The sequence below is a fragment of the Leisingera sp. JC11 genome, assembly GCF_040704725.1.
Taxonomy (GTDB): Bacteria; Pseudomonadota; Alphaproteobacteria; order Rhodobacterales; family Rhodobacteraceae; genus Leisingera.
This window is the reverse complement of the sequence record NZ_JBFCVS010000006.1, coordinates 217,821-239,509: the sequence shown is the minus strand read 5'-3', so window position 1 is coordinate 239,509 and position 21,689 is coordinate 217,821. Positions and strand designations below refer to the sequence as shown.

The following is a 21,689-nucleotide window of genomic DNA, read 5'->3' as shown; positions in this document are numbered from 1 at the left end:
TGGCGCCGGTGAGGCGCATGCCGCCGGGGCCCGGATCCTTGATGGTGGTCTTCAGGGTGATGCCCTCGTCGGGCTGCAGCCGGATCACCAGCACGTTGCCATGCACCGGGCCCGAGCCCTCGAAGATATTGTGCGGCGGGTCGCGGAAATAGACCGCGATCTCGCTCACCCGCTCGCGCAGGCATTTGCCGGTGCGCAGGTAGAACGGCGTGCCGGCCCAGCGCCAGTTCGCCACTTCGACCTTGAGCGCGATATAGCTTTCGGTGCGGCTGGCGGCGTTGCCCGCGTGGTCGCGGTAGCCGCCGCCGCCCTTGCCGCCGTTCCTGCCCCGGTACTGGCCGCGGGCAATGTCGGATTGCGGCACCGGGCGCAAGGCCTCGATCACCTTGACCTTCTCGTCGCGCACCGCGTTGGGCGTGAATTTTGCCGGCGGCTCCATCGCGGTGAGGCACAGCAGCTGCATCAGGTGGTTCTGCACCATGTCCCGCATGGCGCCGGATTTGTCGTAATACTCGCCGCGCCCCTCGACGCCGATGCTTTCGGCGACGGTGATCTGCACGTGGTCGATATGGGAGGAGTTCCACAGCGGCTCGAACAGCGAATTAGCAAAGCGCAGCGCCATCAGGTTCTGCACCGTCTCCTTGCCCAGGTAATGGTCGATCCGGTAGATCTGCTGCTCCTCGAAATGCGCCCGCAGCGCCGCGTTCAAGGCCCGGGCCGAGGCGAGGTCGTGGCCGAAGGGCTTTTCCAGCACGATGCGGCTGTCGGGCGTGGCGATGCCGGTCTCGCTGAGGCGCCGGGCTATGTCGGTGAACAGGCCGGGCCCCACGGAGAGATAGAAGGCGCGCACCGCATCGTCGCGCAGCTTGCCGCGGATCGCCTCCCATCCGCTTTCGCCGCGCACGTCCACGGCGGCATAGTCCAGCAGCGCGGTGAAACCGGCGATTTCCTCGGCTGTGGTCTCCACATCCTGGCCGAAATCGCGGATCGCATCAGCGGTCTGGCTGCGGAACTCCTCCGCCGTCAGCGCGCTGCGCGAGCTGCCGATGATCCGGCAGTCGCTGCTGAACTGGCCGATCTGGAACCGGTGGAACAGGGCAGGCAGAATCTTCCGCCGCGCCAGATCGCCCGTCGCGCCAAACAGCACAAGGTCAAAAGGAGCAACAGGGATTACGCGCGAAACCATGCGTTCACCCTGCAGCCTGGACCAGCCGGGCGCTGGCGATGCGCCCGCCGTCCAGGAGGCGTGCCGTGTCAGAATATCGTGTCATGCTTCCTCCCGCCGAGCAGCGTCTGTTGTTCGGTAACGATAACGGTAACGATAACGGTTTAGCCGCATTGCTGGAAAAAATCAACAAGGCTGGAGGCGGTGGGATCTGCTCGGGCAAATTGGCCGGCGGGCCTGCCCGTGGTTGCCGGAGTGGCGCGGGTTCGGCTGGCTTCTGACAGCAGGTGCCGCAGGGAGCGGCAGAATCGGCCCGTGGCCGTGCAGAATTTTGGAAGCCGGTCGGCTGGTTAGCCTGCAGCAGGGGGCTGTTACGGCGCAGAAAAGGGCGGGCATGGGCCATCCTGGGGACTGCCGCGGGGCAGGACTGCAATGCGGCCGGCGCGCCAAGGAGGGGGGGCGCAGCAGTATGGATTTTCTGAAGGGAAACAGCATCCGTCAGCACGGCAAAAGCATTCTCTCTGACGAGAAGAGCGGAGCTATCTGGTGTATTTCCGGGAAGATTTGGTGGAGCCTAGCGGGATCGAACCGCTGACCTCCTGCATGCCATGCAGGCGCTCTCCCAGCTGAGCTAAGGCCCCAAACCTGTCCGCCGTCAGTGTTCGTTCCGTCTCCGGTGCGGTCCGTCTTGCGGTGTGAGCGTCGTTTACGGGACGGCGGCGCGGGCTGCAAGCGGAAAAATGCGCCGGGTCCGAAATTTTTTGCCGCCGGCCAGGGCGGACGGTCCGGGGACGGCGGAACGCGCCCCCGAACCGCTTGAACGGCCTCAGGAATCGTCGTCCGGCGACGACATGTCGGCGATGTCGTCCAGCGAGACGTTGTCATCATCATCGTCATCGTCCAGGACATCATCGCCCAGATCGACATCGACGTCTTCGTCATCTTCCAGGACCACGTCATCCGCGTCCAGGTTCTCTTTGGCCTTCAGGGTGGCCGCGTCTTCGGCATCTGCTTCGATCATCCGGGTCTTGCCGGTATCCAGCTCGACGACCTCGCCCGTGTAGGGGCTGACGATCGGGTCCTTGTTCAGGTCATAAAAGCGCTTGCCAGTGGTGGGGCAGACGCGCTTTACACCCCATTCTTCCTTGGGCATGTGGATCCCCTTGATTTACTGGTGAGTCGTATCGACGATTCCGGTGCCTTGCCATATGAGGGGGGCACTGTCAAAGCCAAAGCCTGGAAAGGGGCGCATGCATGGCCGAACATCTCCTGCCCGGGAACCCGCCGGTGCCGCTGACGCTGCGCCGCTCGGCGCGGGCGCGGCGGATCAGCCTGCGGATTTCCTCGCTGGACGGGCGGGTGACGCTGACCCTGCCCAAGGGGCTGCCGGAGCGCACCGCGCTGGCCTTTGCCGAGGAAAAGGCGGACTGGATCCGGGCTAATCTGGAAAAGCACCCGGATGCCGTCGAGGCCGTCTTTGGCGCGGTGCTGCCGATTGACGGCCAGGACCGGGTGATCGCGCCGGCCCCGGGGCGGCGCATCCAGCTGGAGGCCGGCCGCGTTGCGGTGCCGGGGCCTGCACCGGGACGGCCGCTGCAGCGGTATCTGCGGGAACTGGCGCGCAACCGGCTGGCGGAGGCTTCTGATTTCTACGCCGCCCGGCTGGGCAAAGGCTACAGCCGCCTGACCCTGCGCGACACCCGCTCGCGCTGGGGCTCCTGCACCGCGGACGGCGGGCTGATGTACTCCTGGCGGCTGATCCTGGCGCCGCCCGCGGTGCTGCGCTATGTCGCCGCTCATGAGGTGGCGCATCTGCAGGAAATGAACCACTCGAAGGCGTTCTGGGACACGGTGGAGCACATCCATGGCCGCTGGCAGGACCAGCGCGCCTGGCTGCGCGAAAACGGCGCCAGCCTGCACCGCTACCGTTTCGGCGAATGAAATCAGGACTTTGAGCCGGCGGGCGCGCAGGCTAAGCTGGCCCCAGTTGCAGTTGCCAGTTCCCCGGTTCAGAGGCCGCCCCGTGTCAGACAAGCCGCAAAGACGCCTTGCCGCCATCTTCATGCTGGATGTCTCCGGCTTCAGTCGGATGATGGCCGAGGACGAGGCCGGCACCCTGAACCAGGTGCTGGCCCAGCAGCAGACCCTGATCGCGCCGGCCATCCGCAGCCATGGCGGCCGCATCGTCAAGCTGATGGGCGACGGGGTGCTGGCGCTGTTCCCCAGTGTGATCTCGGCGGTGGAGGCGGCGGCGCACATCCAGGCGGATGCGGCGCGGACCCGCCACCTGCCGCTGCGCATCGGCATCAATCTGGGCGAGGTGCTGATTGCCCAGGGCGATGTCTTCGGCGACGAGGTGAACATCGCCGCCCGGCTGGAGAGCCTGGCGCGCCCCGGCGGCGTGGCGCTGTCGGCGGCGGCTTATGACCAGGTCCGCAACCGCATTCCCTATGACTTCGAGGATTTCGGCCGACATGAGGTCAAGAACCTTCCCGACCCGGTGCAGGTCTATTTTCTGGGCGAGGAGCTGACCTCGCTGCCCTCCCTGCGCCGCAGCACCCAGCCGCCGAAACCGCCGGAACCGGCACCGCGCCGGGGAATGCGGCCTGCGATTCTGCTGCTGGCGGGCTGCCTGGGTGCGGCCGCCGCCGCGGCCGGGATCTGGGGCTGGCAGCAGGCGGCCCGGCAGGGCAGCGCCGCAGCCCCGGCGGCAGGCCGGCCCGCCGCCTCGGCGTTTGAGGGCAGCCCGGTGATCGCGGTGCTGCCGTTCACCGCGGACGCGCTGCAGCCGGAGACCGCGCGGATGCTGTCGCAGGACGTGACCCGCAGCCTTGCCGCCGCCAGCGATGTCCGCATCATTGCGCCCGGCAGCAGCCGCGCCGCCGCCGGCCTGCTGCCGGGCGAGGCCGCGGCGCTCCTGGGGGCGGATTTCGTGGTCGCGGGCCATCTGCCCGGCACCCTGCTCGACGGGGTGCGCCTGGAAATCCTCCAGGCGGCTGCAGGCAGCGGCGGCGAGGCCGGGGCAAAGCCGCTCAGCATCCTGCCGCCGCAGCCTCAGGAGGCCGCTGCGCCCCTTGCTCAGCAGCTTGCCGCAAGCATTATCCGCTATTTCGGCAGGCCGCTGCCGGAACTGGACCTTCCTGACGTGCCCGATGGCGCTTTGCTGCAGCTGTTCACCGCACGCAGCCTGAGGCAGCAAGGCAACCGCGAAGGTGCGGAGCTGGCCCTGCGCCGGGCGCTGCGGATGGCGCATGACTGGCCGGAGGCGCAGGCGCTGGCGGCGCTTTGGCATCTGGACCTGCTGACCGGCCCGGCGGCTGACCTGCCGCAGCGCGCGGCAGAGGCGGCGGAGACCGCGGCCGGTCTGCCGCCGCAGTCTGCCGTCCTGCAGTTGCGGGCGCTGGCGGCGCAGTTTGCGGGCAGGTCCGATGCGGCGCTGCAACTGGCCGAACAACTGGCAGAGGCCTACCCCAACGATGCCCAGGGGCAGCTTCTGCGTGCCTGGCTGCTGCATCTGGCAGGGCAGGCGGGCGGCGCACAAAACGTGCTGGATCATGTCAGCCGGCTCGACCCGCTGCCGCAGCCGATGGTGCTGACGGTGCAGTCCGCCATCCACCTCGCGGCGGGGCGGGATGCAGAGGCCGCCGCTGCCGCGGCTGAGGCGCTGGCGCTGGAGCCTGCCGCGCAGCTGGCCTGGGTGCTGCATTGCGCCAGCCTGGCCGCATTGGGCAGTTTTGACGAGGCCGCCGCCGCCTGCGCCCGGCTCAAGGGCGCGCCGCTGACGCTGGATCAGGCGGCGGCGGCCTTTCCCTATTCCGCTGCAGCGCCGCGGCGGGCCTTGCGCACCGGCCTCAGCCTGGCCGGTCTGGCGGGCCGCCCCTGAGGGCGCGCGCAATTGCGCGGTTGACCGCGGCGGGATTTGTGATCACATGACCGGATGAACCAGCCTGTCCGCCCCGCCCAGGAAACTGCCTCTGCCCCGGCCCATGACCGCGTCTACCGGGCGCTGCGCACCCGCATCATGCACGGCGAGATCACCCCCGGCGCCGCCCTGACCCTGCGCGGCATCGGCGGCGAATTCGGCGTCTCGATGACGCCTGCGCGCGAGGCAGTGCGCCGCCTGGCCGCCGAGGGCGCGCTGTTCCTGTCCTCCTCGGGCCGGGTGACCACGCCGGAACTGACTAACGAGCGGATCGAGGAACTGGCCGCCCTGCGCGCGCTGCTGGAGGTGGAGCTGGCCAGCCGCGCTCTGCCGCGCGCCCATATGGCGCTGATCGACCGGCTGCAGACGATCAACACCAACGTGGCGGAGATGGTCTCCAAACGCGATGCGGTCGGCTACATCCGCACCAATCTGGAGTTCCACCGCACCCTTTACCTGCGCGCCCAGGCGCCGGCGATGCTGGCGATGGCGGAAACCGTCTGGCTGCAGCTCGGCCCGACCATGCGGGCGCTCTACGGCCGGTTGCGCCGCACCGACCCGCCGCAGAACCACCGCCTGATCATCGCCGCGCTCAAGGCCGGGGACGAGCCCGGCCTGCGCCTGGCGGTGCGCTCCGACGTGACCCAGGGCCTGCGTTTGCTGGCAGGCTAGGGCGGTTTGCGACCCGGTTCCCAGGCGGGGCCCGAACTGGTACACTCCAAGCCTATGAAAAGCCCTTCAAATCGCCGCCTGGCAGCGATCCTGGCCGCGGATGTGGCGGGCTATTCCCGGCTGACCGCCGCGGATGAGGAAGGCACGGTGGCGGCGCTCCGCGCCATCCGCAGCGAAGTGGTCGGGCCGATCACGGAACAGCACGGCGGCCGGATCGCCAATACCGCGGGCGACAGTTTCCTGATCGAATTCCGCAGCGCTGTCGATGCAATGCGCGCCGCCCTCAGCATTCAGGACCGGCTGCAGGCCCGCAATGCCGGGGTGGCCGCGGACCGCGCCATCCTGCTGCGCATCGGCCTCAACGTGGGCGATGTCATCTCCAACGGCGATGACATCCTGGGCGACGGCGTCAACGTCGCCGCCCGGCTGGAGGCGCTGGCAGAGCCGGGCGGCATCACCGCCTCCGGCGCTGCCGTCGGCTATGCCCGCAAGAGCATTGCCGCGCAGTTCATCCCGATGGGGCCGCAGACAGTCAAGAACATCCCCGAGCCGGTGGAGGCCTACCGGGTTCGCAACAGCGGGCAGGCACCGGGGCGGAAGACCGGCCTCAGGGCGCCGCGCACCCGGCTGGCTGCCGGGTTGGGCCTGCTCGCGGCCGCTGCCGCGGGCGCGGTTTTGTGGATCGCTCCCTGGCAGCCCAACCCGGACCAGGCCGTGGCGGCGCGGATGGCCTTCCCGCTGCCGGACCTGCCCTCCATTGCGGTGCTGCCGCTTGCCGACACCACCGGTGACAGCGGCAACGCGATGCTGGCGGATGGTTTTTCCGAGGACCTGATCACCGACCTGTCGCGGATTTCCGGCCTGTTCGTGATCTCCGGCAACAGCTCCTTTGCCTTTCAGGATCAGCAGATCAGTCCCGCCCAGTTCGCCGAGGAACTGGGCGTGCGCTATGTGGTCGACGGCAGTCTGCGCCGCACCGGCGCGGTGTTCCGGGCCACTGTGCGGCTGACCGACACGGCCAGCGGCCAGCTGGTCTGGGCAGAGCGGTTCGACGGCCCGCTGGAGGATGTCTTCGCGCTCCAGGACCGCATCGCGCTGGCCATCGCCCAGGCGCTTGGCCTGTCCTTGGACGCCGAAGAGCGCAGCGGCATCGAACAGCAGGACACCGCCACCATCGCCGCGCGCGAAGCCTTCCAGCAGGGCTGGGAGCTGTACGCGCGGTTCAACGAGCAGGACAATCTGGCCGCAATCCCGCATTTCGAACAGGCGGTGGCGCTGGATCCGGATTATGGCCGCGCCTGGGCTGTCCTGGCAATGGCGCATCTGCGCCCGCATATCCTGCACCACTGGCGGGGCTACACCCCGGCCACCGGCCAAACGCACATCGGCCAGTTCTACAAATACCTGCGCGAAGCCGTCCGGCATGACACGCCGCTCCGGCACGTGATCCGGGCGATGGTGCTCTTGAACCTGCCGGACTGGGAGGGGGTCTACGGCGGCAGCCGCGGCACCATCGAGGCCCGGCAGGAAGCCGCCAAGGCAATTGCCCTGCAGCCCAGCGACCCGGAGGCGCATCTGACGATGGGCTGGGCGCTGATTGCCGCGGGCGAGCCGGAACAGGGGCTGGCCTTTGTCCGCGCCGCCATGCGGCTCGATCCCAAGCATCCCAGCCACTACGCGCTGTTCGAGGCGGCGGCCCTTTTTGCCATGGATGATCTGCCGCAGGCAGCCGCCGTGCTGCAGGCAGAGCTGGACCGCAACCCGCAGGCCAGCGAGCTGATGCCGGTTGCAGCCTCGGTCCTGGCGCTGCAGGGGGAGCTGCGGGCCGCCCGCGCCATGGTCGAGCGCTGGCACAGCGGCAGCAGCACCGCGTCGCTGCCGGCAGCGGTGCAGGACTATTTCTTCATCCTGCGCTGGACCGGCGCCAGCCAGCACCTGAACCGGCGGCTGTCGGACGGGCTGCGGCTTGCAGCGCTGCCGCCGGGCACGACGGTGGCAAGCCTGAGGGCCGAGCTGTCGCTGGCCGACGCCGGCACCCAGCGCCAGGCGGTCCGGGCGCTGGGCCTGTTCGGCCCGGCCGCCGCGCCCGCGGTGCCGGAGCTGACCGCCCTGCTGGACAGCCCCTCCGCCTTTGTGCGCAAGGAGGCCGCCAACGCCCTGGGCAGCATTGGTGCCGCCGCAGAACCGGCGCTGCCCGCGCTGGACGCCCTCGCCGGCTTGGGCCTTGCCGGCAAGCGCGCAGCGCTGGCCGCGGAACGGATCCGCAGCAGCCTGGCCGGGGAGGAGCTCTGACAGAGCGGAGATCCCCGGATTCCAGCACACCGCGGGGAGCCGGGGCAGCCCCCCTGCGGCCTTGCCGGGCGTCAGGCGGCCGGGCTGTAATAGGGCGAGTTCATCGCCCGGCTGGCGGTCTCCGTCACCGCGGCGTCAAACACCCGCGTGTAAAAAGCGCAGCCCAGCTCGGCGGCGGTTTCCGGGAACATATTCACCGCAAAATCCAGCGCCTGGTCCAGGGTGGCAAAGGCATCGAACCCGCCCAATGTCCGGGTCTGCAGCCCGCTCAGCCAGACCTTGTTCTGCAACCCCGGCAGCATTTTCAGCGCCTTGTTGCGGGCCTGCCAGGGCGCGTCTTCAAAGGGCACCGACAATTGCAGCTCGGTATAGACAAAGGCGCCCGGTGCCGCCGCCGCTGCGCCGCCGTATTGCACCGCCCCCATGTCGCGGCTGGCAGCCTCGGTGACTTCGGCATCAAACACCCGCGTGTTATGCGCCACGCCAAAGACCCGCGGCTCCGACGGGAAATAGCCGGTCACGAATTTGCGCGCGTTTTCAATGCTGTCGAAACCATAGAAGCCGCCCAGCGAATTGGTGCCGTGGCCCGACAGCCAGGTTTTGTTCAGGAACCCCGGCTGCTGCCGGATCTGCTCGTTGATCTCCTGCCAGGGCGCCTGATCGAACGGCACGGAGATGGCAACTTCGGTATAGACAAAGGCTTTGGGGGTCATGGCTGTTTCCTGTGCTTTGGGAAGGGAGGGCAGCAGCAGCGCACCCGCTGAGGCGGCCAGCAGCTGGCGGCGGGACAGCCGCGATCGTTCGCGGAACTCCGCGGTCTTTGGGGTCTCGGTCATGGTCACTCCTGATTGCTTGTGTTTTGCAAGTGATTGGATGGCTCGCATGAGAGCTTGCATTTTGCAAGTGAAAACTTTAGGCAGGCTGCATGACCCAATCGCGCAGCAAATACGACTCCGGCTGTCCCGTCGCCTACGCGCTGGACATTTTCGGCGACCGCTGGAGCCTTCTGGTGATCCGCGACATGGCGGTGAAGGGCGCCCGCACCTATGGCGAGCTGCTGGCAGGATGGGAGGGGATCTCCACCAACATCCTGGCGCAGCGGCTGAAGCAACTGGAGGAAGCGGGCATCGTCACCAAGGCCAAGGACCCGGACAATGGCCGCAGCTATGTCTATGGGCTGACGGAAAAAGGCCGCGACCTGGCGCCGGTGCTGATCGAGATTGCCCTCTGGAGCGGCCGCCACAACCCCGCCGCCCATGCCATGACGGGGTTCCTGGACAAGATCGAGGCCGACCGGACAGGCACGGAGGCCAGGATGCGGGCAGGGGAATTGCCTTGAGATCAGCCTCTGCAGTGCCAGGTCCGGCACTTGGCATCAGTGCCGCCCGCCGCTGCCCTCATGAGACTTGCTTTTGCCCAGGCCCCGTCCGATAGGGCAGTATGTTCAAAAGCCGCGCCATTACCTTCATTCTGATAACGCTGATGATCGACGCCATCGGCATAGGCATCGTGTTCCCGATCATGCCGGACCTGATGGACCGTGTCGGGGCGGGCGGTACCGGGCAGGGCGCCTTTTGGGGCGGGTTGCTGATGGCCGCCTATTCCGGCGCGCTGTTTCTGTGCGGCCCCGTCGTGGGCAGCATTTCGGACGCGGCCGGGCGCCGGCCGGTGCTGATCGCGGCGCTCGTCATGCTGGCCCTGGATTATGTGATCATGGCCCTTGCTGGCAGTTTCTGGCTGCTGCTGATCGGGCGCACGCTCGCGGGGCTTGCCGGGGCGACCTATATCACCGCGACCGCCTATATAGCGGACATTTCCACGCCGCAGGAAAAGGCAGCGAATTTCGGCCTCATCGGTGCGGCCTTCGGCATCGGCTTTGTGCTGGGCCCGGCAATCGGCGGGATCGCCGCGGAAATCAGCATCGCGGCGCCGTTCTGGATCGCGGCGGGTCTGTCGGCGGCCAACGCCCTGTTCGGGATTTTCGTGCTGCCCGAAAGCCTGGCACCGGACAAGCGCCGCCCCTTCGGCAAGCGCGACCTCAATCCCTTCAAGTCGATCTTCGATGCCTTCCGCCTGCCCGGCCTTGCGATGCCGCTGCTCTGCATCTTCATCTTCGAATTTGCCAATATGGTTTATCCGACGATCTGGGCCTTCTGGACCCGCGAAGTGTTCGGCTGGCCGACCCTCTACATCGGCCTTTCGCTGGCGGCATACGGTGTGCTGCTTGCATTGGTCCAGGGCGGGCTGATGCCAAGCCTTATCAGATGGTTCGGGGATTTCCGGACGCTGATGCTGGGGATGGTTTCAGCGCTGATCGGCATGATCGGTTTCGGCTTCACCGGGTCGCTCGCGGGTTTGGCGGTCTTCCTGGTTCTGGCGGCATTGTCTGACCTCGTGCCGGCCCTCATGACGGCCATGGCGTCTAACCAGGCGGATGAAGACCGGCAAGGCGTGGTGCAGGGGGTGATCGCGTCGCTGTCATCCATGGCGGCCATCCTGTCGCCCTTGGCCATGACCGCCCTGTTTCAGGCCGCGGTCGACGCTGACGGTGTCTACCTGCCGGGTGCGCCCTTCCTGTTTGCGGCCGTCCTGGTGGTTGCGATGATGCCTATGGCGGTGCGCTTGAAGGGTCATGCTTCCGTCTGACCGGCACCGTGCCGGAACTGTTTGCTTCAGCCAGCACACAGAAGCCCCAGGCAAAAAACAAAAACCCGGCCTCGCAGCCGGGTTTTACTGTTGTCTGCCGAGGCGGATGCTTACGCCGCCAGACCCTTGGAGCCGATGGCGAGGAATTTCTGGCGCCGGTCCTTGACCAGCTCGGCGCCGTCCATGTCCTTCAGCTCGTCCAGCATCTCCTGAATTGCGCCGCTGACGGATTTGATCGCCGCCTTCGGGTCGCGGTGGGCGCCGCCCAGCGGTTCCGGGATGATCCGGTCGTTGACGCCCAGCTTGTTCAGGTCCTGCGCGGTCAGGCGCAGCGCCTCGGCCGCCTCGCGCATCTTCTCGGCATCCTTCCACAGGATCGAGGCGCAGCCCTCAGGAGAAATCACCGAATAGATCGAATGCTCCAGCATCGCCACGCGGTTCGCCGTGGCAAAGGCCACCGCGCCGCCGGAGCCGCCTTCGCCGATGATCACCGAAATCAGCGGAACGCCGATCTTCAGGCACATCTCGGTCGAGCGCGCAATCGCCTCGGACTGGCCGCGCTCCTCGGCACCCTTGCCGGGGTAGGCGCCGGCAGTGTCCACCAGGGTGATCACCGGCAGCTTGAAGCGGCTGGCCATCTCCATCAGCCGGATCGCCTTGCGGTAGCCCTCGGGCCGCGCCATGCCGAAATTGCGCTCGATCCGCGACTTGGTGTCGGAACCTTTCTCATGGCCGATCACCACCACCGGCTGGTCATTGAAGCGCGCAAGGCCCCCCATCACCGCCAGGTCGTCGGCAAAGTTCCGGTCGCCGGCCAGCGGCGTGTAATCGGTGAACAGCGCCTCGATGTAATCCTTGCAATGCGGGCGCTCCGGATGGCGCGCCACCTGGCACTTCCGCCAGGGCGTCAGCTCCTTGTAGAGGTCCTTCAGCAGCTGTGCCGCCTTGGCGTCCAGCGCCTTGGCCTCATCCGCCACATCCATTTCCTCATTCGCGCGCGCCAGCGCCCGCAGCTCTTCCGCCTTGCCCTCGATTTCGGCCAGCGGTTTTTCGAATTCCAGATACTGGGTCATGTTGCCTCTGCTCTGCAGGTTTGCAGCTATATGGCCTTAGCGGCGCCAAGATGCAACTCAGCAAGATTTGTGATCTAGGCTTATGCCATCCCCTGAGGGCAGAGAGACACGAAGGAGACGCCGCAAATGGTCGCCAGCTACGAAGACCGGATCCTGCGGGTTCTGGCCTATGTCCATGACAACACGGATGGCGACCTGTCGCTGGACAGGCTTGCGGATGTGGCGGCAATGTCGCGGTTCCACTGGCACCGGGTGTTCCGCGCCCTGACCGGCGAAACCTGCGCCCAGGCCGTGCGCCGGATCCGGCTGCATCGCGCCGCGGTCTGGCTGGTGATGGACAAGATGACCATCGCGCAGGTGGCCGCCCGGGCCGGATATCCGAACCAGAACAGCTTCTCCCGTGCGTTCTCAGATGCTTACGGCAGCAGCCCGGCGGCCTTCCGCCGCGACGGCCAGGTGCGGCTGCCGAACCCCGCCCTCAGAACAGGAAGCTATCCCATGTATGACGTGATCACCCGCACCGACCCCGCCCGCCGCCTGGCCGGCCTGCCGCACAAGGGCGCCTACCATGAAATCGGCAAGAGCTTTGAGGCCTTCGGCGCCATCTGCGAAACCCGCCAGCTGTGGCCGCAGCTGGGCGCGGTGCTGGGGGTCTATTTCGACAGCCCCGACGAGGTGGCCGAGGCCGATCTGCGCAGCTTTGCCGGCGCGGAGTTCGCGGGTGACGCGCTGCCGGAGGGCATGGAGGAGGTGAGCCTGCCCGGCGGCCGTGCCGCGGTGCTCACCTACAAGGGGCCGTATTCCGGCATCCGCGCCGCCTATCACAGCCTGTTCGGCAACTGGCTGCCGCAGTCGGGGGAGGAGCCGACCGATCAGCCCTGCTACGAAGTTTACCTCAACAACCCGCGCGAAACGGCACCGGAGGACTTGCTGACAGAGATCTGCTTGCCGCTGAAATAGCTCCCCTTCGGACCGTGGGAATGCCCGGCATTACTGCGGCCAGATCACCGGATAGAGCGAGGCCACCAGCAGCACCGCCATGGTCCAGTTGAACAGCACCAGGCGGCGCGGGCTGGTCAGGAACCGCGCCATCTGCTGGCCCAGCACCGTCCAGGAGCCGACCGAGGGCAGGTTGATCGCGCCGAAAATCACCCCCACCAGCAGGATTGCCGCCAGCGTCTGATCCGGCGTGTAGGCGCTGATCGCGGTCAGCGCCATCGCCCAGGCCTTGGGGTTCACCCATTGAAACGCTGCCGCCTGCAGAAAGGTCATCGGGCGGCCTTCCGCGCCCTTGGCTTGCACCGGCGCGGCATTGGCGATCTTCCACGCCAGCCACAGCAAATACACAACCGACACTGCCTTCAGCACCGTGTAGCTGACCGGGAAGGCATCAAACACCTGCACCAGCCCGGCGCCGACCAGCAGCACCATGAACACGAACCCCAGCGCCACCCCCAGCATATGCGGGATGGTGCGGCGGAAACCGAAGTTGGCGCCCGAGGCCATCAGCATCAGGTTGTTCGGCCCCGGCGTGATCGAGGAGACAAAGGCGAAAAGCGCAAGCGCGGTGAGGAGTTCATGAGTCATGCGCAAAATCATTGCGTTAAATGGGCCAAATGAAATTGCGTTTTGCCGTGTCTTGCGCCTATTTTCGCAACCAATGGCGAAAAATGACAAGATTAATCAGCAGATATTGCAGGATCTCACCCGCGACGGCCGCATCAGCAACCTCGAGCTGGCGGAGCGGGTGGGCCTGTCGCCCTCTGCCTGCCTGCGCCGGGTGCAGGAGCTGGAACGCGCAGGCGTCATCACCGGCTACCGCGCGGTGCTGGACCGGCAAAAGCTGGGGGTGGGTTTTGCCACCTATATCGGCGTCGGCCTGGGGGAGCACACCAAGGAGGCGCAGGAAGCCTTCGAGCGCGCCATGCAGGCGGCGCCGGAGGTGGTCGAATGCCACAACATCACCGGCACCATCGAATACCTCCTGCGTGTCGAATGCGCCGATCTGCCCAGCTACAAGAAGTTCCACACCGACATCCTCGGCACCTCGCCTTATGTCACCGCGATCACCACCTATGTGGTGATGGGCTCGCCCAAGGATATGCGGGCGTGATCTCCGACTGATGCTGGATTTTTAAGTATTTAGGGAAAGGTGAAAGACTGATGCGCTTCATCTTTCCCTAAATACTCCCTGCGCTGCGTTGGCTTCAGACGCGCGGCCGCAGGTGTTGCGTACCCTGCGTACGCTGCTCTCACCGGATCTTAAGCCGCCGGTGTCAGTCTTGCTCCCGGTCGCGATCACCCGCCGGGGCTTGGCTCCCCGGCTCCCTTGGAACCGGACCCTGCCTGGCAGCGGGGCCGTGCAGAGACAACGTTTAGCACGCGGGCGGATACGCCCGTCCATCTCCGCCATTCTGGCGGCGCCGCCAGTCCATAACACCTCCGCTGAACCGGATCATGGAAACAGGCAGAAACGGACCAAACATACCGGCAGGGCAGGGGCCTTGGCCGGGAAAAACGCATGCCGTGCCGCTTGCGGCACGGGCAGCGCCTGAGCTTCCCCACGGGAAGGCGCTGCTCGCATCCTCAAGCTCAGACGCTGTCCTTTTCTCCCGCGAGCAAGACTTGCATCGCAATCTCCGGCGAGGCCAGTACCGGCACCCTTGTCTGCTCGCGCAGCAGCTCCGCCGACCCGGCCATCGAGGCCTGCGCCAGCACCACGCAGGCGAAATCCATCGCCGCCAGCGCCTCGGCCACATCCGCCGCGATGGCAGCTGCGAACCCCGCACCATCCCCGGCTTCGAACAGCGGCCAATGATGGCCCAGCTCCAGGCAGGTGAGATCCGGGTCGCGCGCCCCGAAGGCGCGGCGCAGAAGTGCTTCCGAGGGCCCCGCGGTGCTTTCCAGGCAATAGGCCATCAGCACCGGACCGCCGATGCGTGCGGCCTCCTGCATCATCGGCCAGTCGATGCGGATCGCGCCGGCTTCCTCCGCCGCCGGGCCAAGGGTGGTGCAGGTGCACAGGACCGGCCCGTCCGCCGCCGCAACGGCCGCTGCAATCTCTGCCTCAAGGCCTGCATCACTCCCGCCCCGCGCCCGCGCCAGCCAGTCAGCGCGCACCTGCTGGTCCAGCTCGGCCTCCGGCGCCAGCGCCCGGAAGGTTTCCACATGCACCTCAGCCGTATGCAGCAACGTCAAATCCGGCATTCTTCTCTCCAATCAAAAAGGGCGCCCCGGCGGGACGCCCTTGGAACTTTCAATCACGGACCGGCGTCAGCTGCCCGCGATCAGCTCGGCCTGCGCCACAATCACCTCAGCCTGCTTGATCGAGGCGATATCGACAAGACGGCCCTTGTAGACCGTTGCGCCGGCGCCGGAGGCCTTGGCCTCTTCCATCGCGGCCAGGATCTCGCGGGCTTCTGCCACGGCCTCTTCGGAGGGGGTGAATACCTGATTGGCCAGGGCGATCTGGCTGGGGTGGATCGCCCATTTGCCGACCATGCCCAGGGTCGCCGAGCGTTTCGCCTGGGCGATATAACCGTCCTCGTCGGAGAAATCCCCGAACGGCCCGTCCACCGGCAGGATGCCATGGGTGCGGCAGGCGGCAACAATTGCGGCCTGCGCCCAGTGCCACGGATCGGACCAGTGCTTCTGGCCCTCGCGGATCATGTAGTAATTCTCCTGGGTGCCGCCGATGCCGGTGGTCTGCATCCCCATCGAGGCGGCGAAGTCCGCCGCGCCCAGGCTCATCGCCTGCAGCCGGGGCGAGGATTTGGCGATGTCTTCCGCATGCGCGATGCCCGCCGCGGATTCGATGATCACCTCAAAGGACACCGGCTTGGTGCGGCCCTTGGCGCGCTCGATGGCGGTGACCAGCGCGTCCACCGCATAGACATCCTCGGCGCAGCCCACCTTGGGGATCATGATCTGGTCCAGCCGGTCGCCGGCCTGCTCCAGAATATCCACAACATCGCGGTACCAGTAGGGGGTGTCGAGCCCGTTGATCCGCACCGACAGGTATTTGCTGCCCCAGTCCACGCTGTTGATCGCCTCGATCACGTTGGCGCGGGCCTGGTCCTTGTCATCCGGCGCCACCGAATCCTCGAGGTCGAGGTTGATCACATCCGCCGCCGAGGCCGCCATCTTCTCGAACAGTTTCACCTTCGAGCCGGGGCCGAACAGCTGGCAGCGGTTGGGGCGCGCAGGGGCTGCGGGCTGGATGCGGAATGACATGCGGAGACCTCCCGGGGTAAGGAAATTGCAGAATTTTCGATCCTTGAGTTATTAAATTGCGCACTCCCTTGCAAGCGGATTTTGCACCTGCGGCAAGAGACGCCGCGTTGCGGCAATCCCGTTTGCGCCGTTTCCGTCGCAAACATGCGCGAATGTGCCGCCGCGGCCGCCTTAGAGGTGGGGCATGGCGCCGGCCGCAAGCCCGGTGCGGGAAAGGAGTTTCATGAGACGCGCATTGATCGAGAACTGGGCCCTGTTTCTGGGCATGATGATGCTGATGGTCGGCAACGGGCTGCTGGTCACGCTGCTGACAATCCGGGGGGCCACGCTGGGGTTTTCCGAACTGGAGATCTCGATCATGCAGTCCTGCTACCCGCTGGGGGCGCTGGCCGGCACCATGCTGACGCCGCGGCTGATCGAGAAAGTGGGCCATATCCGGGTGTTCTCGGCGCTGGCGTCGATGGTCTCGGTGGCTGCGATCGCCCATCTGCTGACCGCGGACCCGGTCAGCTGGGCGCTGATGCGGCTCCTGGCGGGGTTCTGTTTCCCGGGGCTCTACGTGATCACCGAAAGCTGGCTCAACGCCAAGTCGGAAAACCGCATCCGCGCCCAGGTTCTGTCGGTCTATTTCATCATCCAGACGGCGGGGCCGGCGCTGGGCACCGCGATGGTCGGCCTGCCGGACCCCAGCGGCAACCTGCTGTTCGGGGTCACCTCGATCCTGCTGTCGGTGGCGATCGTGCCCTTGCTGCTGTCCAACAACCGGGCGCCGGATTATTCCGCCCCGGACCGGATGCCGGTGACGCGGCTGTACAAGGTGTCGCCGATGACGGTGCTGGGCATCGTCATCATGGGCGCCGGGGTGGTGGCCTGGTACATCAGCCTGCCGCTTTATGCGCTGCAGAACGGTTTCAGCGAGGCGCAGGCCTCAGGCGTGCTGGTGATTGCGCTGATCGCCTCAGCACTGGTGCAATACCCGGTGGGGTGGCTGTCCGACCGCACCGACCGCCGCTATGTGGTGATCGCGCTGTCGGGGATTTCCGCGCTGGTGGCCTTGTGGATGGCGGTGGACACGGCGCCGTCGCGCATCGTGATCGGCTTCTCGGTGATCGCGGCCACCACGCTGCCGATCTACTCGATCCTCGCGGCCCATGCCAACGACCACCTGCAGCCGGGCCAGGTGGTGCCCGCCAGCGGCACCATGGCCTTCCTGCTGCAGCTGGGCCAGTTCTTCGGCATTCTGATCGGCCCGAACATGATCGGCCTCGCAGACGGGCGGGGCCTGCAGTACCTGCTGATCGGGGTCGGCATTGTCGTTGCGCTGATCGCCATTGCCCGCCGGGCCAGCTCCGAGGCGCCGGAGGACACCGGCGAGTTCCAGGCGATGGGCGTGATCGGCGTGGCGCAGCCCGGCGCCCTGCAGGCCGAAAGCTGGTCGCAGGAGGAGGAATCGCGAACAAGCCGCGAAGCGGAGGGAGAATCTTCGACGGCTTGACCGTTCTGGCGAAGAAACTCGCGCAAGTGAAACTTTCGCGCGCGATTTCGAGAGGACTTTGCGCGAAATTCGCCCGAAATTGACGCGACCTGTTATACTGGAAGGATGAGCGCGATGATCGAGACCCCTTATCTGCTGTTCCTGGGCGATGCGCCCGACATGCTGGCTGCCAAGGTTGCCATCGGCATTCGCGACTGGCGCCCCGACCACGCGGTCGGCCAGATCTCCCTGCCGGGCTGCGGCGCGGACCTGGGCCTCAAGGAGCTGACCCTGGCCGAGGCCAAGGAAGCGGGTGCCAAGACCCTGGTGATCGGTGTTGCCAACCGCGGCGGCGTGATCTCGCCCGCGTGGAAAGAGGTGCTGATCGAAGCGCTGGAAATGGGCTATGACCTGGCCTCCGGCCTGCACAACCTGCTGCGCGACGAGGGCGACCTGGTGGCCGCGGCCCAGACCCACGGCGGCACCCTGCACGACGTGCGCGTCCCCACCGTCGGCTACCCGATCGCCAATGGCGTCAAGCGCAGCGGCAAGCGCTGCCTGGCGGTCGGCACCGACTGCTCGGTCGGCAAGATGTACACCGCCATGGCGATGGACGCCGAGATGCAGAAGCGCGGCATGAAGTCGACCTTCCGCGCCACCGGCCAGACCGGCATCCTGATCACCGGCCACGGCGTGCCGCTGGACGCGGTTGTGGCGGACTTCATGGCGGGCTCCATCGAGTATCTGACCCCGGACAACGACGACGACCACTGGGACCTGATCGAGGGCCAGGGCTCGCTGTTCCACGTGTCCTACTCGGGTGTCACCATGGCGCTGGTGCACGGCGGCCAGCCGGATGCGCTGATCCTGTGCCACGAGCCGACCCGCACCCATATGCGCGGCCTGCCGGATTATGACGTGCCGGCCCTGGAAGAGCTGCGCGAGGTGGCGCTGCCGCTGGCCCGGCGGGCCAACCCGGCCTGCCAGATCGTCGGCATCTCGGTGAACACCCAGCACCTGACCGAGGACGAGGCCGTGAAATACCTGGCCGAGGTGGAAGAGCGCATGGGCCTGCCCGCCGTCGACCCGTACCGCCACGGCGCCGGCCGCCTGGTGGACGCGCTGGCCGCAGTCTGATCTAACAGCCCCGCCGGAGGCGCGTGCCGACAGGGCAGGTGCCTCCGGCGGGAGTATTTTTGGAAAGATGAAAAGGCAGGCGCCCCGTTGGCCGGGCACCGTGCCAGGGCCCGCCGCCTGCGGAGGGCCGCAGGAAAGGGCAGTTTCATGAACATCACCGTCACCCCGGACGTCTTCAAACTGGCGCAGGTCTTCACCATCTCGCGCGGCTCGCGCACCGAGGCCAAGGTGCTGACCGTGCGGGTCGAGAAGGACGGCGTCACCGGCTGGGGCGAATGCGTGCCCTATGCCCGTTACAACGAGACGCTGGACAGCGTGACCGCCGAAATCGAAGGGCTGCCCGCCGATTTCACCCGCGAAGAGCTGCAATCGCTGCTGCCCGCCGGCGCCGCCCGCAATGCGGTGGATTGCGCGCTGTGGGATCTGGAGGCGAAACAGGCCGGTAAACGCGTCTGGGAACTGGCAGGCCTGCCGGAGCCCAAGGCTGAGATCACCGCCTACACGCTGTCGCTCGACACGCCCGAAAACATGCAGAAGCAGGCGGCGGAAAACGCCCACCGGCCTCTGCTGAAGATCAAGCTGGGCACCCCCGACGACATGCCCCGCCTGGAAGCGGTGCGCGCCGGCGCGCCCGATGCCAAGATCATCATCGACGCCAATGAGGGCTGGTCGGCAGAGGTCTATGCCGAGCTGGCGCCGCATCTGGTGCGCCTGGGCGTGGAGCTGGTGGAACAGCCGCTGCCCGCGGGTGAGGATGAGGCCCTCATCGGTATGGAGCGCCCGGTGCCGGTCTGCGCCGACGAGAGCTGCCATGACCGCGAGAGCCTGCCCAAGCTCAAGGGCAAATACGACGTGGTCAACATCAAGCTGGACAAGACCGGCGGGTTGACCGAGGCGCTGAAGCTGCGCGAGCAGGCGCTGGCCGAGGGGTACCAGGTGATGGTCGGCTGCATGGTCGGATCTTCGCTGGCGATGGCGCCCGCGACGCTTGTGGCGCAGGGTGCGGCGGTTACGGATCTTGACGGGCCGCTGCTTCTGGCCGAAGACCGCGACGAACCTTTGACATTTGATGCCGACGGCGTGCACCCGCCTGTGGCTGCACTCTGGGGCTGAGGAGACGACTATGACCCGTACCGTTTATGTGAATGGCGAATATCTGCCCGAAGGCGAAGCCAAAGTATCGATCTTTGACCGCGGCTTCCTGTTTGCCGATGCGGTTTATGAGGTGACTTCTGTCCTCGACGGCAAGCTGATCGACTTTGAAGGCCACGCGGTGCGCCTGGACCGCTCGCTCAAGGAGCTGGACATGGCGTCGCCCTGCTCCAAGGAGGAGCTGCTGGAAATTCACCGCAAGCTGGTGGAACTGAACGGCATCGAGGAAGGCCTGGTGTACCTGCAGGTCTCGCGCGGCTCCGACGGCGACCGGGACTTCGTGTTCCCCTCCGCCGATACCCCGCCGAGCCTCGTGCTGTTCACCCAGAACAAGCCCGGCCTGGCCGACAGCCCCGCTGCCGCGAAGGGTGCCAAGATCATCTCGATCGAGGACATCCGCTGGGGCCGCCGCGACATCAAGACGGTGCAGCTGCTGTACCCGTCGATGGGCAAGATGATGGCCAAGAAGGCCGGCGCCGATGATGCCTGGCTGATCGAGGACGGCTATGTGACCGAGGGCACCTCCAACAACGCCTATTACGTCAAGAACGGCAAGATCGTGACCCGCCCGCTCAGCAACGACATCCTGCACGGCATCACCCGCGCCGCGGTGCTGCGCCTGGCCGCCGAAGCGCAGATGGAAATCGAGGAGCGCCTGTTCACCATCGAGGAAGCCAAGGACGCGGACGAGGCCTTCACCACCTCCGCCAGCGCCTTTGTGATGCCGGTGGTGGAGATCGACGGCGTCACCCTGGGCGACGGCACACCCGGACCCATCGCCAAGCGCCTGCGCGAGATCTACCTGGAAGAAAGCCGCAAGAAAGCGGTCTGAGGCTGATTGCCGGATCTGGAAGCTGCGGAACGGGCTGGATTTTCCAGCCCGTTTTTCTTGGCGCCTTGTTGCCGGTTTGCATTAGTTGCGGATCCTGACTGCGTGTGCGGCGGGGCTGTCTTGCAATTTATGGTGTTTTTCGGGATGTGGCTTGCAGCAAGACACATTGTTTAAGGGCCGGATTTTGAAACAGCTTTTTCTAACCGCAGTTTTCTGCGGCGCCTTCACCTTTGCTGCTGGAACCACCGCCGGAACGCAATCTTTGCCGGAGCGGACAGCGGTGGAGGCCTCCGCTAGCGTCAGCCATAGGACAAGTGACCGGTTTCTGGACACTGCCAGCGCGGGTGCAGAGCTCCGGGCCGGGGTGCTTTTGGGGGGCAGCTTCCGGCTGATCGCGGGGCTGTCCCGGGATTTCACGCGGCTGGTTGAAAGCAAGGAACTGGGCAAGGAAACTGACCGCGGAACCCTCTACAGCCTCAGCGCGGCCTGGGATATCGGCAGCGCTCATGAAATCAGCCTTGGCTATTTCTACAACCGGTCTGAGTTTCTGAACCCTGCACCAGTTGTCAGTGAAAGCGAGAGCGTCACCCTGGATTACGGCTACTTCGCCGATTGGGGGCAGGCGGGTATTGGCGTGAGTGAAGTTCTTGGCAGCGGGTCTTACCGGGTTGTAAGGGTGAACGGTGAGTACAGGCTGGCGGGCCTGGGCGGGCAGACGGAGCTCTACGCGCTGGGTGGCGCATAGGGGGCAGTGGATGAGGATGACAAAGGGTTTTCCTTGGGGCTGCGTGCCAAGATGCCAAAAGGCTACAATCTTTATGCGTCTGCAGACCGGAGCTACTTCAGTTCCGGTGGCAACAGCACCCGGTTCAGCCTGTCTTTGGTCAAATCCTTTGGCGCCAATGCAGAGCGGGTTTTCCGCCGGCACTGAGGGCGCCAGTTTGTGAAGACCGGAAAGGCCGCCCTTCAGGGCGGTTTTTTGTTCAAAAGAGAATCAATTCCGCTGTTCCGGGCTTTGCGGCAGCGCGCAAAAGCCTGGTTTCAAAGCGGATCAAACAGCGTATTTTCCAGCCCTTGGCAACAATGGGCTC

Annotated in this window: 21 protein-coding genes and 1 tRNA gene; 14 read left to right on the top strand and 8 right to left on the bottom strand. The window is 66.3% G+C overall.

All coding sequences use genetic code 11. From position 1 onward, the window contains the following. The coding region (gene zwf, locus AB1A62_RS09290; protein ID WP_366661220.1) for a glucose-6-phosphate dehydrogenase at positions 1–1,186 on the bottom strand (1,186 nt) is incomplete at its 3' end. 65 nt (positions 1,187–1,251) lie between these two features. Between zwf and AB1A62_RS09285 the strand changes: the two genes are divergently transcribed. Continuing rightward, entirely contained in the window at positions 1,252–1,446 is a 195-nt protein-coding gene (locus tag AB1A62_RS09285) for a hypothetical protein (protein WP_366661219.1), read from the top strand. Positions 1,447–1,730: 284 nt separating this feature from the next. Here AB1A62_RS09285 and AB1A62_RS09280 read toward each other — a convergent pair. Both AB1A62_RS09280 and AB1A62_RS09275 read right to left on the bottom strand, forming a co-directional pair. Next, positions 1,731–1,806 (bottom strand) — tRNA-Ala (locus AB1A62_RS09280). A gap of 185 nt (positions 1,807–1,991) precedes the next feature. Next, complete coding sequence (locus AB1A62_RS09275) at positions 1,992–2,318, bottom strand: TIGR02300 family protein (RefSeq protein WP_174145900.1); 327 nt, start codon at positions 2,316–2,318, stop codon at positions 1,992–1,994. A gap of 101 nt (positions 2,319–2,419) precedes the next feature. Between AB1A62_RS09275 and AB1A62_RS09270 the strand changes: the two genes are divergently transcribed. The 4 genes from AB1A62_RS09270 (at position 2,420) to AB1A62_RS09255 (ending at position 8,051) form a co-directional block, all read left to right on the top strand. After that, complete coding sequence (locus tag AB1A62_RS09270; RefSeq protein WP_366661218.1) at positions 2,420–3,106, top strand: SprT family zinc-dependent metalloprotease; 687 nt, start codon at positions 2,420–2,422, stop codon at positions 3,104–3,106. A gap of 82 nt (positions 3,107–3,188) precedes the next feature. Then, positions 3,189–5,048, top strand: coding sequence for an adenylate/guanylate cyclase domain-containing protein (locus tag AB1A62_RS09265; protein ID WP_366661217.1), 1,860 nt, complete (start codon positions 3,189–3,191; stop codon positions 5,046–5,048). Between the two features lie 54 nt (positions 5,049–5,102). Then, positions 5,103–5,759 carry a GntR family transcriptional regulator gene (locus AB1A62_RS09260; RefSeq protein ID WP_366661216.1) on the top strand — a complete coding sequence of 219 codons (657 nt, stop codon included), beginning with the start codon at positions 5,103–5,105 and terminating at the stop codon, positions 5,757–5,759. A 54-nt stretch (positions 5,760–5,813) separates the two neighbouring features. Further along, positions 5,814–8,051: a tetratricopeptide repeat protein gene (locus AB1A62_RS09255; RefSeq protein ID WP_366661215.1), complete on the top strand. Its 2,238-nt coding sequence runs from the start codon at positions 5,814–5,816 to the stop codon at positions 8,049–8,051. Between the two features lie 71 nt (positions 8,052–8,122). On the opposite strand, the gene AB1A62_RS09250 is transcribed toward AB1A62_RS09255, so the two are convergent. Then, positions 8,123–8,887: a YdhR family protein gene (locus AB1A62_RS09250; protein WP_366661214.1), complete on the bottom strand. Its 765-nt coding sequence runs from the start codon at positions 8,885–8,887 to the stop codon at positions 8,123–8,125. An 89-nt stretch (positions 8,888–8,976) separates the two neighbouring features. Here AB1A62_RS09250 and AB1A62_RS09245 point away from each other — a divergent pair, with 89 nt between their 5' ends. Both AB1A62_RS09245 and AB1A62_RS09240 read left to right on the top strand, forming a co-directional pair. After that, positions 8,977–9,390, top strand: coding sequence for a helix-turn-helix domain-containing protein (locus tag AB1A62_RS09245; RefSeq protein WP_366661213.1), 414 nt, complete (start codon positions 8,977–8,979; stop codon positions 9,388–9,390). A gap of 101 nt (positions 9,391–9,491) precedes the next feature. Next, positions 9,492–10,697 carry an MFS transporter gene (locus AB1A62_RS09240; protein WP_366661212.1) on the top strand — a complete coding sequence of 402 codons (1,206 nt, stop codon included), beginning with the start codon at positions 9,492–9,494 and terminating at the stop codon, positions 10,695–10,697. Between the two features lie 110 nt (positions 10,698–10,807). Here the strand turns inward: AB1A62_RS09240 and AB1A62_RS09235 are convergent, their stop codons facing one another. Next, positions 10,808–11,770, bottom strand: a complete 963-nt coding sequence (locus AB1A62_RS09235) for an acetyl-CoA carboxylase carboxyltransferase subunit alpha (RefSeq protein WP_366661211.1) — start codon at positions 11,768–11,770, stop codon at positions 10,808–10,810. A 126-nt stretch (positions 11,771–11,896) separates the two neighbouring features. Between AB1A62_RS09235 and AB1A62_RS09230 the strand changes: the two genes are divergently transcribed. Continuing rightward, on the top strand, positions 11,897–12,730 hold the full coding sequence (locus tag AB1A62_RS09230; protein WP_366661210.1) for an AraC family transcriptional regulator: 834 nt from the start codon (positions 11,897–11,899) through the stop codon (positions 12,728–12,730). A gap of 30 nt (positions 12,731–12,760) precedes the next feature. Here the strand turns inward: AB1A62_RS09230 and AB1A62_RS09225 are convergent, their stop codons facing one another. Beyond that, the gene (locus tag AB1A62_RS09225; RefSeq protein WP_366661209.1) at positions 12,761–13,357 is read right to left on the bottom strand and encodes a LysE family translocator; all 597 of its coding nucleotides are present in this window, start codon (positions 13,355–13,357) and stop codon (positions 12,761–12,763) included. A 73-nt stretch (positions 13,358–13,430) separates the two neighbouring features. Between AB1A62_RS09225 and AB1A62_RS09220 the strand changes: the two genes are divergently transcribed. Then, positions 13,431–13,883, top strand: a complete 453-nt coding sequence (locus AB1A62_RS09220; protein WP_366661208.1) for an Lrp/AsnC family transcriptional regulator — start codon at positions 13,431–13,433, stop codon at positions 13,881–13,883. A gap of 479 nt (positions 13,884–14,362) precedes the next feature. Here the strand turns inward: AB1A62_RS09220 and AB1A62_RS09215 are convergent, their stop codons facing one another. Together AB1A62_RS09215 and AB1A62_RS09210 are read right to left on the bottom strand one after the other, a co-directional pair. Next, positions 14,363–14,977 (bottom strand): hypothetical protein, encoded by a 615-nt coding sequence (locus tag AB1A62_RS09215; protein ID WP_366661207.1) that lies wholly within the window; start codon positions 14,975–14,977, stop codon positions 14,363–14,365. Between the two features lie 66 nt (positions 14,978–15,043). Beyond that, positions 15,044–16,003: an L-malyl-CoA/beta-methylmalyl-CoA lyase gene (locus tag AB1A62_RS09210; RefSeq protein ID WP_366661206.1), complete on the bottom strand. Its 960-nt coding sequence runs from the start codon at positions 16,001–16,003 to the stop codon at positions 15,044–15,046. A 223-nt stretch (positions 16,004–16,226) separates the two neighbouring features. On the opposite strand from AB1A62_RS09210, the gene AB1A62_RS09205 reads away from it, so the two are divergent. From AB1A62_RS09205 to AB1A62_RS09185, 5 genes are all read left to right on the top strand, one after another. Next, positions 16,227–17,498: an MFS transporter gene (locus tag AB1A62_RS09205; protein WP_366661205.1), complete on the top strand. Its 1,272-nt coding sequence runs from the start codon at positions 16,227–16,229 to the stop codon at positions 17,496–17,498. Between the two features lie 114 nt (positions 17,499–17,612). After that, entirely contained in the window at positions 17,613–18,614 is a 1,002-nt protein-coding gene (gene dgcN / locus AB1A62_RS09200; protein WP_366661204.1) for an N-acetyltransferase DgcN, read from the top strand. 147 nt (positions 18,615–18,761) lie between these two features. After that, positions 18,762–19,727: an N-acetyl-D-Glu racemase DgcA gene (dgcA, locus tag AB1A62_RS09195; RefSeq protein ID WP_366661203.1), complete on the top strand. Its 966-nt coding sequence runs from the start codon at positions 18,762–18,764 to the stop codon at positions 19,725–19,727. A 10-nt stretch (positions 19,728–19,737) separates the two neighbouring features. Further along, positions 19,738–20,598 (top strand): D-amino-acid transaminase, encoded by an 861-nt coding sequence (locus AB1A62_RS09190; protein WP_366661202.1) that lies wholly within the window; start codon positions 19,738–19,740, stop codon positions 20,596–20,598. A gap of 184 nt (positions 20,599–20,782) precedes the next feature. Next, the gene (locus tag AB1A62_RS09185; protein ID WP_366661201.1) at positions 20,783–21,343 is read left to right on the top strand and encodes a hypothetical protein; all 561 of its coding nucleotides are present in this window, start codon (positions 20,783–20,785) and stop codon (positions 21,341–21,343) included. Positions 21,344–21,689 lie beyond the last annotated feature (346 nt).

Coding starts and splice junctions, on each gene's coding strand:
- AB1A62_RS09260 (WP_366661216.1), top strand. CDS start 5,103: ATGAACCAGCCTGTCCGCCCCGCCCAGGAAACTGCCTCTGCCCCGGCC.
- AB1A62_RS09210 (WP_366661206.1), bottom strand. CDS start 16,003: ATGTCATTCCGCATCCAGCCCGCAGCCCCTGCGCGCCCCAACCGCTGC.
- AB1A62_RS09270 (WP_366661218.1), top strand. CDS start 2,420: ATGGCCGAACATCTCCTGCCCGGGAACCCGCCGGTGCCGCTGACGCTG.
- dgcA (WP_366661203.1), top strand. CDS start 18,762: ATGAACATCACCGTCACCCCGGACGTCTTCAAACTGGCGCAGGTCTTC.
- AB1A62_RS09190 (WP_366661202.1), top strand. CDS start 19,738: ATGACCCGTACCGTTTATGTGAATGGCGAATATCTGCCCGAAGGCGAA.
- AB1A62_RS09230 (WP_366661210.1), top strand. CDS start 11,897: ATGGTCGCCAGCTACGAAGACCGGATCCTGCGGGTTCTGGCCTATGTC.
- AB1A62_RS09240 (WP_366661212.1), top strand. CDS start 9,492: ATGTTCAAAAGCCGCGCCATTACCTTCATTCTGATAACGCTGATGATC.
- AB1A62_RS09275 (WP_174145900.1), bottom strand. CDS start 2,318: ATGCCCAAGGAAGAATGGGGTGTAAAGCGCGTCTGCCCCACCACTGGC.
- AB1A62_RS09245 (WP_366661213.1), top strand. CDS start 8,977: ATGACCCAATCGCGCAGCAAATACGACTCCGGCTGTCCCGTCGCCTAC.
- AB1A62_RS09205 (WP_366661205.1), top strand. CDS start 16,227: ATGAGACGCGCATTGATCGAGAACTGGGCCCTGTTTCTGGGCATGATG.
- dgcN (WP_366661204.1), top strand. CDS start 17,613: ATGATCGAGACCCCTTATCTGCTGTTCCTGGGCGATGCGCCCGACATG.
- AB1A62_RS09250 (WP_366661214.1), bottom strand. CDS start 8,887: ATGACCGAGACCCCAAAGACCGCGGAGTTCCGCGAACGATCGCGGCTG.
- AB1A62_RS09255 (WP_366661215.1), top strand. CDS start 5,814: ATGAAAAGCCCTTCAAATCGCCGCCTGGCAGCGATCCTGGCCGCGGAT.
- AB1A62_RS09225 (WP_366661209.1), bottom strand. CDS start 13,357: ATGACTCATGAACTCCTCACCGCGCTTGCGCTTTTCGCCTTTGTCTCC.
- AB1A62_RS09220 (WP_366661208.1), top strand. CDS start 13,431: ATGGCGAAAAATGACAAGATTAATCAGCAGATATTGCAGGATCTCACC.
- AB1A62_RS09235 (WP_366661211.1), bottom strand. CDS start 11,770: ATGACCCAGTATCTGGAATTCGAAAAACCGCTGGCCGAAATCGAGGGC.
- AB1A62_RS09215 (WP_366661207.1), bottom strand. CDS start 14,977: ATGCCGGATTTGACGTTGCTGCATACGGCTGAGGTGCATGTGGAAACC.